At 74.2% G+C, this 12,591-nt stretch carries 9 protein-coding genes; 5 read left to right on the forward strand and 4 right to left on the reverse strand.

Annotation, left to right across the window (positions count from 1 at the left end; all coding sequences use genetic code 11):
- Nucleotides 1-92: 92 nt before the first annotated feature.
- The 3 genes from LN042_RS10900 to tatA all read right to left on the reverse strand — a co-directional run bounded on the left by LN042_RS10900 (nucleotide 93) and on the right by tatA (nucleotide 2,712).
- Nucleotides 93-752, reverse strand: a complete 660-nt coding sequence (locus LN042_RS10900) for a double zinc ribbon domain-containing protein (protein WP_230050917.1) — start codon at nucleotides 750-752, stop codon at nucleotides 93-95.
- A gap of 81 nt (nucleotides 753-833) precedes the next feature.
- Entirely contained in the window at nucleotides 834-2,300 is a 1,467-nt protein-coding gene (locus LN042_RS10905; RefSeq protein WP_230050919.1) for a hypothetical protein, read from the reverse strand.
- 154 nt (nucleotides 2,301-2,454) lie between these two features.
- Entirely contained in the window at nucleotides 2,455-2,712 is a 258-nt protein-coding gene (gene tatA, locus LN042_RS10910; protein WP_230050921.1) for a Sec-independent protein translocase subunit TatA, read from the reverse strand.
- Between the two features lie 246 nt (nucleotides 2,713-2,958).
- Between tatA and LN042_RS10915 the strand changes: the two genes are divergently transcribed.
- The gene (locus LN042_RS10915; protein WP_230050923.1) at nucleotides 2,959-3,222 is read left to right on the forward strand and encodes a hypothetical protein; all 264 of its coding nucleotides are present in this window, start codon (nucleotides 2,959-2,961) and stop codon (nucleotides 3,220-3,222) included.
- A 136-nt stretch (nucleotides 3,223-3,358) separates the two neighbouring features.
- Here the strand turns inward: LN042_RS10915 and LN042_RS10920 are convergent, their stop codons facing one another.
- Nucleotides 3,359-4,516 (reverse strand): acyl-CoA dehydrogenase family protein, encoded by a 1,158-nt coding sequence (locus LN042_RS10920; protein ID WP_230050924.1) that lies wholly within the window; start codon nucleotides 4,514-4,516, stop codon nucleotides 3,359-3,361.
- Nucleotides 4,517-4,755: 239 nt separating this feature from the next.
- On the opposite strand from LN042_RS10920, the gene LN042_RS10925 reads away from it, so the two are divergent.
- The 4 genes from LN042_RS10925 (at nucleotide 4,756) to LN042_RS10940 (ending at nucleotide 12,540) form a co-directional block, all read left to right on the forward strand.
- Nucleotides 4,756-5,943: a TetR/AcrR family transcriptional regulator gene (locus LN042_RS10925; RefSeq protein ID WP_230050926.1), complete on the forward strand. Its 1,188-nt coding sequence runs from the start codon at nucleotides 4,756-4,758 to the stop codon at nucleotides 5,941-5,943.
- A gap of 113 nt (nucleotides 5,944-6,056) precedes the next feature.
- Nucleotides 6,057-7,952, forward strand: a complete 1,896-nt coding sequence (locus LN042_RS10930; protein WP_230050928.1) for an ATP-binding protein — start codon at nucleotides 6,057-6,059, stop codon at nucleotides 7,950-7,952.
- Nucleotides 7,949-10,408, forward strand: coding sequence for a hypothetical protein (locus LN042_RS10935; protein WP_230050929.1), 2,460 nt, complete (start codon nucleotides 7,949-7,951; stop codon nucleotides 10,406-10,408). Before LN042_RS10930 ends, LN042_RS10935 begins: the two co-directional genes overlap by 4 nt.
- A 200-nt stretch (nucleotides 10,409-10,608) precedes the next feature.
- Entirely contained in the window at nucleotides 10,609-12,540 is a 1,932-nt protein-coding gene (locus tag LN042_RS10940; protein ID WP_230050931.1) for a threonine/serine exporter family protein, read from the forward strand.
- Nucleotides 12,541-12,591 lie beyond the last annotated feature (51 nt).

Raw genomic sequence — 12,591 nt, forward strand, 5'->3', positions numbered from 1 at the left:
GCGGGCTGGCGCTCGCCGCTCCCCGGGGCGGGCTGGCGCTCGCCGCTCCCCGGGGCGGGCTGACGCTCACCGCCCACCGGGGCGGGCTGCCGTCACTGCCGCGCCCCGCAGCCCGGACAGAACGCCGCGCCGGTCGGCAGCTCGCCGCCGCAGGAGCCGCAGGGGGCCGGGTTGGCGAGCCTGTGTCCACAGCCTGTGCAGAACGCCCCGCCGTGCGTCTCGGTGCCGCACTGCGGGCAGACCAGCTGCCTGGGTGCGGTCACGTCCCATCCCGCGCCCTGCTGCTGCCCGGCCGCGTAGGCGCGCTCGGTCACCTGGTCGTTGAGGCCTCGGTGGCGGGCCGCCTCGGCCTCGGCGGCGGTGTCCGGAGCGCAGGCCAGGCAGAGGCCCTGGGCGGCGTTCCAGCACTTGTCGCAGACGTGGTGGGTGCACCGGGCGCAGCGGTGGAAGTGCTGTTGGGCGGCGGCGACGGCGCGCTGGAAGGCGGCGTCCCGGGAGCTGCCCCAACCGGCGCCGGCCAGGCCGTCGGCGGCGTTGCTGATGGTGCTCCCGTTGCCGCCCAGCAGGTTCCAGGCGGCGCTGACGCCCTTGCCGACCCAGCCCGCCGCCCGTCCGGCGGTGAACGCCTCGAACGGCGAGCGCCAGGTGTCCCAGCAGCGCTGGCAGCTGAACTCGAACTGGAAGCCCGCACCGGTGCCGTGCTGCTCGCACAGGTCGCGGTAGTTGTTGCTGAACGAGATCTCGGTGCTCATGAGTGATGCCCCCCGGCAGTCTGGTCCTCGGCCCTGCGGCGTCGCAGGACGCCCGGCCTCCCCGGGTGGTTCTACCGACAATCAGGCGGTGCCGCCAGCCTCATCGACCTCTTGTTGCTCAGCCGTTTCACGGAACCCGCCCGGTTCGTCCAGGAACTCCACCACGGCCAGCACGGCGAGCAGGGCGACCGTGAGCCAGACCACCACCAGGTCGGTCGGATAGTGCCAGGTCACCAGCAGGCCGAACGCCGCCAGCACGGCCGCCCAGTTCAGCCACAGCTTGGCCCGGTGGACGAACCGCCCGACCGGTCCCAGTCGCATGCCGAGCCGCTCGGCGGCCCGCCGCACCGCGTCGATCCCGGCCCGCCAGAGGATGCGCACCGCGCGCGCCCAGCGCCCGGAACCGCTCACCCAGGCGCCCAGCGCGACCAGCACGCCGAGCACCACCACCACGCGCACGCTGGTGTACAGGTAGTGCGCCAGTGCGTCGTAGACGGCACCGGCCGCTGCCTGGTTCACGTCGGCGGGCAGCTGATCCAGGTAGATCGACCGGAACACGGTCAGCCCGATGCCCAGCGCCGCCGTCGCGCCCGCCATGGCCAGGGCCACCGTCACGGCGGCCCGCCGGCGCCGGGCGGCCGCCAGCACACCGCCGACGGCCAGCAGCACGGCGGCCACCGGCACCCAGTTCCCGACCACCTGGAGCAGCCGCAGCAAGGACCGGACCTTGGGGATGGCGTCCGACTCGACCAGCACGTAGTCCGTGTGGATGACGGGGATCTGACTGGCGACGCCCAGGCCCCGCGCCGCCAGCCGGTTCTTCACCTGGTCGATCACGGGCGCCAGGTCGAGGGTCACGGTGTTGCCCTTGATCTGCACCGCGCCGCCGCCCTGGCCGGTCAGCGCGCGGTTCAGGGAGTCATGGGCCGTCCGGTTGATCTCGACCCACAGACCGGCGAAGGCGTCGCTGTCCACCACCGCGGCCACCTGGTCGCGCACCACCGAGGTGACCGCGTTGTTCAGCGCTCCGCCGGCCGCGCCCAGCAGCTGCCTGATGAGCGGCTGGTCGGCGCCGGGCACCAGGGAGAGCAGACTGTCGATCGGCAGGGCGGCGACGATCTGGGCGGTCACCTGGTCGGTGACGGCGCCGCGCACGGCCGGGTCGAGGGCCAGCGGGCCCACCGTGGCCACATAGCGGTCGGTGTCGGTGATCTGCGAGTGGGCCCAGGTGGCGACCACCGAGACAGGGGCCAGCAGAGCGGCCAGGACGACCAGGACGGCGGAGAGCAGGCTCAGCAGGCGGAACCGGGCGCCGCGCTTGCGCTGCTCCAGGACGGCGAGCCGACCGCGCAGCTCGGCGAGCTCGGCGGCCTCGCCATCGCCGTCGTCGGCGCCGCCGCGCCCGTCGTCGGCGTTGCCACGCCTGTCGTCGGCACGACCGTCGGCGCCGGCGTCGCGCGGGGGTCCGGCAGGCTCGGGGCCTGAAGGCCCGGGCTCGGCAGGCTCGGGCCCCTCGGGGGGTGGCTGGTTGCCGGGGTGATTGGCCACCAGACCAGGAGATACCCGGACAAAACGGACGGCCACTTGTGCTGGTGCAAAAGGTCAGGTGCGACCTCGGGCACCACGAAGCCCCTGATGGGCCGTCGGGCAGCGACGGGTCAGGGGCTCATGAGGGACCGGACGGGTGCCGGACCTCGGCGTCTCAGGCGACGTTGTCCTTGGTCACGGCGTCCTCGGCCTTGGTGACGTTGACCCGCTCCACGGCCGGGCGCTCGGTCGCCGTGGCGGTGCCGTCGGAGTCCGAGCCGTCCTCGCGCATCGCCTTGGTCTCGGCCTTCAGGATGCGCATCGACTTGCCCAGCCCGCGCGCCATCTCCGGCAGCTTCTTCGAGCCGAACAGCAGAATGAGGACGACCAGCACCACCAGGAGGTGCCAGGGCTCCAGACCGTTGCGGAACATCCCTGACCACCGGTCCCTTCGGTTTACTCGCCGTTGCAGAGCCGGGCGGGGCCGCCCGACCCTGCCAAGTATGCCCAACCCGGACGGGGAACGTATACACCGCCCGGGAAACGGCGGTCAAAGAGGCGGTGAAGGCGTCCGCCGCGGCGGCACTCCTGGCGCGGTCCACACCACGGCCCCGGTGGGCGTACCCCTGTCGGACCGTCCGGGGTGCGGGGGTGCGGCGCCGGACCGATGGTTGGTCACATGATGAACACCCAGAAGATCTCCATGGGATTCCAGCCCAACCGGCAGCTGATCCGGGTCGGGACGCTGCTCGCCACCGTGGGCGCGGCCACCGCCGCGGTGGGCACGATGCTGGTCTGCTCGGCGCTGGCCGCGGCGGGACGGGACTGGCTCCGGCAGCTGGAGACCGCGCCGGCCGAGCGGGCCTCCCGGGCGCTGACGCAGGCCAAGGCCGCGTCCCAGGCCGGGCTGGAGGCCTGGCGCAACGCGGCGGCGTCCAACTAAGCCCCGGGCCGGGCGAGCGGCCGCCGGCGCGGCACCACCCCGGGGCGCGGCACCACACCGGCGCGGCGCCGCCCCGGACCGCCCGCCACCGATGCGGGGCTGGGTCGCGGGCCGGCGCGGCCCGCGACCGCTGGTGCTACAGGCCCAGCGACTTGGCGATGATGGTCTTCATGACCTCGCTGGTGCCGCCGTAGATCCGGAACACCCGGTTGTCGGCGTAGAGACGGGCGATCGGGTACTCCAGGATGTAGCCGTAACCGCCGTGCAGCTGGAGGCACTTGTCGACCACCGCGGAGGCGGCCTCGGTGGTGAACAGCTTCGCCTCGGCGGCGTCGGCCACCGTCAACTCGCCCTGCTGGTACAGCTCCAGGGCCTGGTCCACAACCGCCTGCATCGCGGTGACCTGGGTCTTGCACTCGGCCAGCACGAACTTGGTGTTCTGGAACTCGGCCACCGCCTGGCCGAAGACCTTGCGGTCCTTGACGTACTGCAGTGCGAAGTTGACCGCCGCGGCGGCCACCGCGTAGCCGCTGACCGCGATCGCCAGGCGCTCCTGCACCAGGTTGTGGGTGAGGTAGCTGAACGCCTTGCCCTCCTCGCCGAGCAGGTCGGCGACCGGCACCTTGACGTCCACGAAGGACAGTTCGGCGGTGTCCGAGCTGCGCAGGCCGATCTTCTCCAGCTTGCGGCCGACCGTGTAGCCCTCGGACTTGGTGTCCACGCACAGGATGGAGAGGCCGGCGCGGCGGTTGGCCGGGTCGTACGGGCTGGTCCGGGCGACCACCAGCACCAGGTCGGCCAGCACGCCGCCGGTGATGAAGGTCTTGGCGCCGTTGAGGACGTAGTGGGTGCCGTCCTCGGAGAGCTTGGCGGTGGTGGCGATGCCGGCGAGGTCGGAGCCGGTGCCGGGCTCGGTCATCGCGATCGCGGTCATGATGTCGCCGGAGACGAAGCCGGGCAGCCAGCGCTGCTTCTGCTCCTCGTTGGCGTACTCCAGCAGGTACGGCAGCACCAGGCCGGTGTGCACGCCCGACGAGCCGAAGGTGACTCCGGCCCGGGCGGTCTCCTCCATGAGCACGGCCTGGTACTTGAAGCCCGTCTCACCCGCGCCGCCGTACTCCTCCGGCACCTCGATGCCGAACACGCCCAGCTCGCCGAGCTTGTTGTAGAAGCTGCGCGGCGGGTGGCCGTCCTTCTCCCAGGTCTCGTAGACCGGGACGACCTCCTTGGTGATGAAGTCCCGGATCGTCGCCCGGAACGCCTCGTGGTCCTCGTTGTACACAGTGCGGCGCACGACGGCGCTCCCTTCGCACAGGGGCCTGCCCGGCGGGGCCGGTCGGGCTGCGGCCGCGCTCCCGGGTGCCGGGTTGAACGCGGCCTAAGTTAATCCTCGGTAGCTTTGCTGTCCAGGGTGGGCGCGTGCCTCGGGGGGGTCGGAATCCGCGCCCCCGATGCCCGTGACAGTGGACCTGCGTCGACTTTTTGTGAATCATTGCTAGCCGCAGGCCCGCAGGCGGGAGGAGGCGAGCGCGGATGGACCGGGAGGCGGCGGTGGTGCGCCGACCGCGCGGGCGCCGCACCCAGATCCTGCTGGTGGCCGCCGAGCAGTTCCACCGGCGCGGCTACCACCAGGTGGCGATGGCCGAGGTGGCGGCCGCCGTCGGGATCACCGCCCCCGCGCTCTACCGGCACTACCGGGGCAAGCCGGAGCTGCTGCGCCAAGCGGTGCGCGGCGGCCTGGACGAGCTGGACCGGGCGGTCACCGCGGCCGGCGGCGCAGCGGAGCGGGGACCGGCGGCGCTCGCCGCGGCGCTGACCGCCGTGGCGCTGGACCAGCGGGCCCTGGGCACGCTCTGCCAGCGGGACGCCAGACTGCTGCCGGCCGCCCAACGCTCCGAGCTGCGGCGCCAGTTGTGTGCCACGGTGCGCGCCGGGGCGGGTCAGCTGCGCGCTGCCCGCCAGGAACTCACCATGGGCGAGGCCGAGTTGTTGCTGTGGTCGGCGCTCTCGGTGGGCGGCAGCCTGTCGTACCACACCTTCGCGCCGCCGCGCCGCCGGTTCGAGCAGCTCCTCTCCGGCCTGCTGCGCGGCGTGCTGGGAGCAGGAATTGACGTCACGTCAGAACGTCGTCGGGACCGCCGGTTCGAGGAGGATGAGCCGGTCGGGCGGCGGGAGGAGCTGCTGGCCGCCGCCGTGCGGCTCTTCGACGAGCGCGGCTTCGACAACGTCAGCACCGACCGTATCGGTGCGGCGGTCGGCATCGCCGGGCCCAGCCTCTACAAGCACTTCCCGACCAAGGTCGACCTGCTGGCCGCCGCCCTGGTCCGCTGCCGGGAGCGGCTCTGGCACGAGGTGGCGGGCACCCTGGCCGCACCGGGCGACCCGGCCGGCACGCTGGCGAAGGGCCTGGCCGACTACGTGGACTTCGCCCGCCGGCACCACCACTACCTCGGCGCGATGGTCAGCGAGACCGAACGGCTGGCCGAGCCGGACCGCACCCGGGCGGTGGACTTCCGCCGGGACTTCCTGCGGCTCTGGGTCGACCTGCTGCGGCAGGTGCGCCCGGAGTACGACAAGGCGGAGGCCCGGATCCGGGTGCACGCCATGTTCGCCCTGGTCAACGACGGGGTGCGGCACCCGGCTTGGCGGCGGACCGGCCAACCGGCAGCGGGGCTGGCGCAGTTGGCCGGCATCGTGCTGGGGCTGCCGGGAGCGGCCTGACGGGGTGGGCCCCGAAGGGGGCGTACGGCCGGCACTCCCGCCGCGTCAGGTTTCCGCCCGGCACGGGCAAACCCGGTGGTCCGGCGATTGTCAGACTGGCAGACTGGGGCCTCATGTCTGAAGGTCACGAGAACCTGCGCACCACCGAGGTCGACCTCGGCGGACTGGTGAGCGTCCTCGCCACCCACCTCTACTCCACGCCGCTGGTCGCCCTGCGCGAACTCGTCCAGAACGCCCACGACTCGCACACCCGGCGCCGCCTGGAGGACCCGGCCGGCGCCCACCCGGCCCTGATCCGGGTCAGCGGCGACCCGCTCCGGCGCACCGTCGCCATCGAGGACACCGGCGCAGGCCTCACCGAACCGGAGATCCACGCCTACCTGGCGACCGTCGGCACCGGCTACACCCGGCTGCTGCGCGACCTCACCGGCAACGAGGAGCTGATCGGCGCGTTCGGCCTGGGCTTCCTCTCCGCCTTCTCGGTGGCCGACGAGGTCACCGTCACCAGCACCTCGCACCGCGCCCCGCAGCTCGGCCACCGCTACCGCAGCCGCGGCGGCGAGCAGTACAGCGTCGACCCGGTGCCGCCGCGCCCGCAGCCCGGCACTGTGGTCGAGCTGGCCCTGAAGCCCGAGCACGCCCACCTCGCCGACGAGCAGGTGCTGCGCGACGTCCTGGCCCGCTACTGCGTGCTGCTCGGCATCCCGGTGCACGTCGGCGACGACGAGCACCCGGTCAACGCCGTCCCGGTGCCCTGGCGCGAGGAACCGCCCGCAGGCGGGCAGCACGCCGCCCGGATGGCCTTCGCCACCGCCTTCGGCCGCCGCTTCGAACCGCTGACGGCCTTTCCGGTCGAGCCCACCGAGCAGACCGACGCCGTCGGCCTGCTCTGGGTGCAGGACGGCGGCACCTACGGCAGCAGCGACAACCGCGACCTGGCCGTCTACCTGCGCGGCATGCTGCTCGCCGAGGACGCCCGCGACCTGCTGCCCAGCTGGGCCGGGTTCATCGGCGGCGTGGTCGAGTCCAACCGGCTCACCCCCACCGCCAGCCGCGAGGACCTGCAGCGCGACGAGCACTACCGGGCGCTCCAGCAGGCCCTCGCCGACGCCATCGTCAACGGCCTCTACGAGACCGCGCGACTGCACCCGGCCGCCTGGCGCCGCATCCTGGCCCGGCACGGCCAGGAGCTGCTCGGCGCCGCGCTCTGCGACGACCGGCTCTTCACCCTGCTCGCCGACGACGTGCCGGTGCCCAGTTCGCAGGGCGACCTGACGGCGGGTGCGCTGCGCGCGGCCGGCGGCGGCGCGCTGCACGTGGCGCTGGGCTCCGGCGGCGGCTTCGAGGAGATGCTCTACCGCGCCATGCGGGTGCCGATCGCGCGCGGCGACCGGTACGCCGTGCTGCCGTTCCTGCGCCGGTACGCGCAGCTGCGCGGCTGCCGGATCGTCGAGCTCGGCAGCGAGAGCGGCAACCGCGAGCTGTTCCGCGACCCCGAGACCCCGCTGCCGCCCGAGGAGGCCGGCTGGCTGGCCGCCGCGCTCGCCGACGACGGCGAGCAGCTGGTGCCGGCCAGGTTCGACCCGCCGGGCCTGCCGCTGGTGCTGGTCCCGGACCGGGAGGCCGAGCTGAAGGCCCGGATCGAGGACGACCAGGCCGACGCCCGGATCCCGTCCGCCGCGCTGCGCCTGGCCCGGGCGTTCACCTCCCGCACCGACGGCAGCGTGCGCGCCCGGCTCTACCTGAACACCGACGCGCCCGCCGTCCGCGACCTGCTGCGCGCCTACCGGGCCGGCCACACCGGCGCCGCCACCGCCGCCGGACTGCTCCGCTCGGTCAAGGTGATCATGGCGGCGGCCGGCTCGGACGGCCGGGCCGGCGGCGACCTGACCGCCGCGCTGGCCGGCATCGGCACCGCCGTGGCCGCACTGACCGCCCCGGCGGACGGATTGTCAGTGGACGTCGACACACTGTTCCCGCAGGCCGACGGCGGGGAGGACGACCGATGACCGACATCTGGGACTGGGTCCACGAGACCCACACCCGCCTGGTCGAGGGCGGCCGGCACCGGCTGGCCACGGCGCTGGTGGAGATCGCCGGCCACGCCGTGGACGGCCGCAACGACCAGCTCGACGCGATGTACCCGGAGGCGCTGGCCTCGGCCCGCGCGCTGGGCCTGCCCTGGGTCGAGGTCTTCCTGCGGCACTGGCGCCTGCAGAACCTGCTGAACAAGCGCCACCAGGGCGAGCAGGCGATGGCCGAGGCGGTCTCGCTGCTGGAGTTCGCCCACCGCGACGAGACGGCCGGCTGCCCGCAGTCGGTCTGCGCGGTGCAGGACTTCACCATCTGCCACGCCAACATCGACGGCCCCGGCTACGTGCCGGAGCGACTGGCGGTGCTGGAGGAGACGCTGGAGCGGGTGGAACCGGCCCGGGCCTGCTTCGACTGCCTCTCCCGGGAGTACGCGGACACCCTGGAGGACGACGGCCGGGCCGACGCCGCCCTGGCCCACCTGGACCGCGCCCAGGCCCGGATCCAGGCGGCCGGCCAGTCGGTCTCGCTCTCCTTCGGCCACGCGCGCGCCTCCGCCCTCCACCAGCTCGGCCGGTACCAGGAGGCGCTGGACTCGCTGGCCGCCGCCGAGCAGGCGTACACCAAGGCCGGGCACAGCCTGGACGACGACGACCGGCGCAAGGGCGGCGTGATCCGGGCCCGGCTGCTGGCCCGGCTCGGCAGGTTCGACGAGGCCCTGGCCGATCTTCCCGACGCCGCCGAGGCGGACGGGTTCCCCGACATCAGGCACCGCTGGGCCGAGGCCGTCGAGCTGCTGACCGCCGCCGACCGGTACCCCAATGACGCCCTGCTCGGCGCCCGGCTGGCCCGCTGGGTCTCCTTCCTGGACTCCGCCGGCTCGCACCGCCCCTGCCTCGACCTGGCCCTGACGGCGGGCCGGCTCGCGGTGCGGCGCGGTGCCCGCGAGGTGGCGCTGGCGCTGGTCGCCACCGGGGAGCGCAAGCTGGCGCTGCTGCGCCGCACCGACCGGGTGGCCGACCGGCTGGCCGAGCTGCGGGCGGCGGCGCTGGCCCTGCCGACGGCCGAGCTGCCGGTGCCGGCCGCCGAGCTGCTGGCCCACCTCGCCGGGCGCAACGAGGGCACGCCCCCAGCCATGGGAGTCCCCCCGGCCGGAGGCCGGGGGAGGCCGGGAGGGACCCCAACCCAGCCGAAGGCCGGGGGAGAGGCGGCGCCGGCCGACCCGGAGGCCGACCTCGAACTGCTGGCCGCGGCCTGGGCGGCGGCCGACGAATCGATGGCGCCGACCGCCGCCACCGACCTGCTGCTGAGCCTGGCCGGCCTGCTCGCCTCGCTCGGCCATGAGCAGGCCTCGGCCGGACTGCTCTGGGCCCGGCTGGACCAGGACCCGAACCACCAGGACTTGGTGGGCATGCTCGGCTCGGTGCTGATCGAGGCCAGGGACGGCGACGGGGTGCGCCGGCTGGCCGACCGGGTGGCCGCCGCCGGCTCCCCCCAGGGGCACTGGCTGCGGGCCCGCTGGGCGATGGCCGAGGGCCGCTGGCCGGAGGTGCTGGAGCAGTGCCGGGCGCTGCTGCGCGCGCAACCGGACCGGATCAACCCGCGCCGGATGGCCGCTGCCGCCGCCACCGAGCTGGGCGACCACGCCGCCGCCCAGCAGTTCTACCTGGAGCTGCTGGAGCACGCGCTGCCCGCCGAGGGCACCGCGCCCGAGCTGGGGTACCGCACCGTGCAGCCGTCCGACCTGTGGGAGCTGATCACCGCGGCGACCGCCAACCGCGACTGGGCGGTGGTCCGCTCGACGGGGGCCCGGCTCGGCATCGAGTTCGACCAGCCGGACGGGCCGGTGGACGAGGAGTGGCAGTACGTCATCGTCCGAGCCCGCCGCGGCAACGGCGCGCAGGCCGACCTGCCGGCCGTGCGCACCGGCCCGGCCACCGCGCGGATCCTGCCGGTGCTCGGCGAGGACATCGCGCTCAACCACGGCGACGTGGTGGTGTTCCGCCCCGAGCTGCTGGAGCCTGCCCCGGCCGAGGACGCCCCGGAGCAGGAGAAGGAGCGCTGGCGGCCGACCTTCGAAGTCCTGACCCTGCTCGACCCGGCCGGCTACACCACCTGGTTCGTGGACGGCGCCTGGCCGGGCGAGGCGGGCTGGGAGGCGCTGCGCCGCGGGCTCCGGGAGCGCGGCTTCGCAATCTGGGCGTACAGCGGCGACCAGTACCTGATCACCGACCCGGCCAGTGGGGAGGTCACGCTGCCGGGGGTCTACGCGGCGGTCGGGGTGCCGCCCACCGCCTCGGCGGCCGAGGCCGACGCGCTGCTGGAGCAGCTGACCGCGGGGTGGCGGCACCGGCTCAGCTGGCTCGACCTGGCCAAGGCGGCCGGTGTCGACACCGCCCGGCACGAGGAGGCGGTGCTGCGCTACGGGCTCTGACTCGCCAGGGGCGTCTGAGCTGCGGTGATTCTCCCCACCGACCGGTCCCGGGCATCGCGTTCGGGCACCCGGTGGTCGTATCGTCGGGATGGCCGGTCCGGTACGCGCGGTAGCCGGGAGCGGCCGACTTGTCCCTGTGCGTCATGACTTGGCGTCGGGCAAGGTGGAGCGGAGATCACCAGCAGTCAGGAGCAGTAGCAGTGCCTAAGCGGGGCCGTCGGGGCGGGAGCGAGCAGCAGGGCGGCAGCGCCGGCAAGGGGGGTGAGCCGGTCCCGCCGTCCCAGGCGCCGCCCACCGAGAACCTGCTCACCAACCCCGCACCGCCGGCCGACCAGGTGCAGCTGATCCCGCTGGCCCCGCTGCCGCAGGAGACCGAGGGACTGCTGACGCCGGGTCAGCGCACCGGGGAGCAGCCGCTGCCGGCCGTCACCGAGGAGCCCGGCGAGGAGACCGGCGGGGAGACCGGCGGGGAGGCCCCCGAGGAGACCGCCCGGGAGAGGCCGGAGGACGCCGCCGAGCGGACCGCCGAGGACGCCGTCGAGCGGCGGCCCGAGCTCGTCGACACCGACGAGTTCGCCGCCTTCGAGGCGTTCGGCGGCGGCTCCGAGGACACCCTCTCGCCGGAGGTCTGGCGCGCCGTCGGCTACAACCCGCCCAGCGGCGCGATCCCGATCCTGCGGCAGGGTCCGCGCGGCGCCGAGCCCTGGCCGGACCGGATGCGCACCCTGCTGCGCACCCCGATGCACGAGCGCCCGGCCTCCGAACGGGCGCCGCACCTGGCCAAGCCGGAGGCCGCCGCCCGCAACGTGCCCCGGATCTTCGACCTGACGCTGCGCATCGGCGAGCTGCTGCTGGCCAGCGGCGAGGCGGCCGAGGACGTGGAGGCCGCGATGCTCGGCGTCACCCACGCCTACGGGCTGGACCGCTGCGAGCCGCAGGTCACCTTCACCCTGATCTCGATCTCCTACCAGCCCTCGCTGGTGGAGGCACCGGTCACCTCGGCCCGGGTGGTGCGTCGCCGCACCTCCGACTACACCCGGCTGGCGGCGGTGTACCGGCTGGTCGCCGACATCACCGGCGGCAAGGTCAGCGTCAACGACGCGTACCGCCGGCTCGCGGCGATCCGCCGCAACCGGCACCCGTACCCGGGCTGGGTGCTGTCGCTCACCGCCGGTCTGCTGGCGGGCGCCGCGACCTTCCTGGTCGGCGGCCGGGTGGACGCCGCCGCGTGGCTGGTCTTCGTGAACGCCGTGGTCGCCGCCGTCGTCGGCGACCGGCTGGCCTCGCTGGTGGCCGGCCGCGGGCTGCCGGAGTTCTACCAGTTCGTGCTGGCCGCGATGCCGGCCGCCACCTCCGGCATCATCCTGTCGCTGAACAGCTCCGGCCTGCGCGGCTCGGTGGTGGTCACCGGTGGCCTGTTCGCGCTGCTGCCCGGGCGGGCGCTGGTCGCCGCCGTGCAGGACGGCCTGACCGGCTTCTACATCACCGCCGCCGCCCGCTTGCTGGAAGTGGTCTACCTGGTGGCGGGCATCGTGATCGGCGTGATGCTGATCCTCTACGCGGGAGTCAGCTTCGACGCCCAGCTCAAGCCCAGCGAGTCGCTGGTCGGCACCTACGACCCGCCGGTGCAGCTGGTCGCCGCGATGCTGCTGACGCTGTTCTTCGCGATGCTGCTCCAGGCGAGCCGCCGCACGCTGCCGCTGGTCACGGTCAACGGCGGCATCGGCTGGGCGGTCTACGGTGTGCTGGTCTACGACGGCGGGGTCTCGCCGATCGTGGCGACCGGGATCGCGGCCGGCGTGGTCGGCCTGTTCGGACAGCTGATGGCCCGGTACCGGTACGCCTCGGCGCTGCCCTACGTCACCGCCGCGCTCGGCCCGCTGATGCCCGGATCCGCGCTGTACCTTGGGATGCTCGCCTTCGCCCAGGGGCAGTCGTCCCCCGGCCTGGTGTCGATAAGCAAGGCCGCCGCGCTGGCCATGGCGCTGGCGATCGGGGTGAACCTCGGTGGCGAGGTGGCCCGGCTCTTCATGAAGGTGCCGGGGCCGAGCGGCGGGATCGAGGCCGCGGGCCGCCTGGTGCCGTACCTGACCGGGCCGCGCCGGGCCGCGAAGCGCACCCGCGGCTTCTGATCGCCCGTTGGAGTCGAGGGGGGCAGCACGCCGATGACCACGAGCCCGAGG

It is taken from the genome of Kitasatospora humi (genome assembly GCF_020907985.1).
GTDB classification, from domain to species: Bacteria; Actinomycetota; Actinomycetes; order Streptomycetales; family Streptomycetaceae; genus Kitasatospora; species Kitasatospora humi.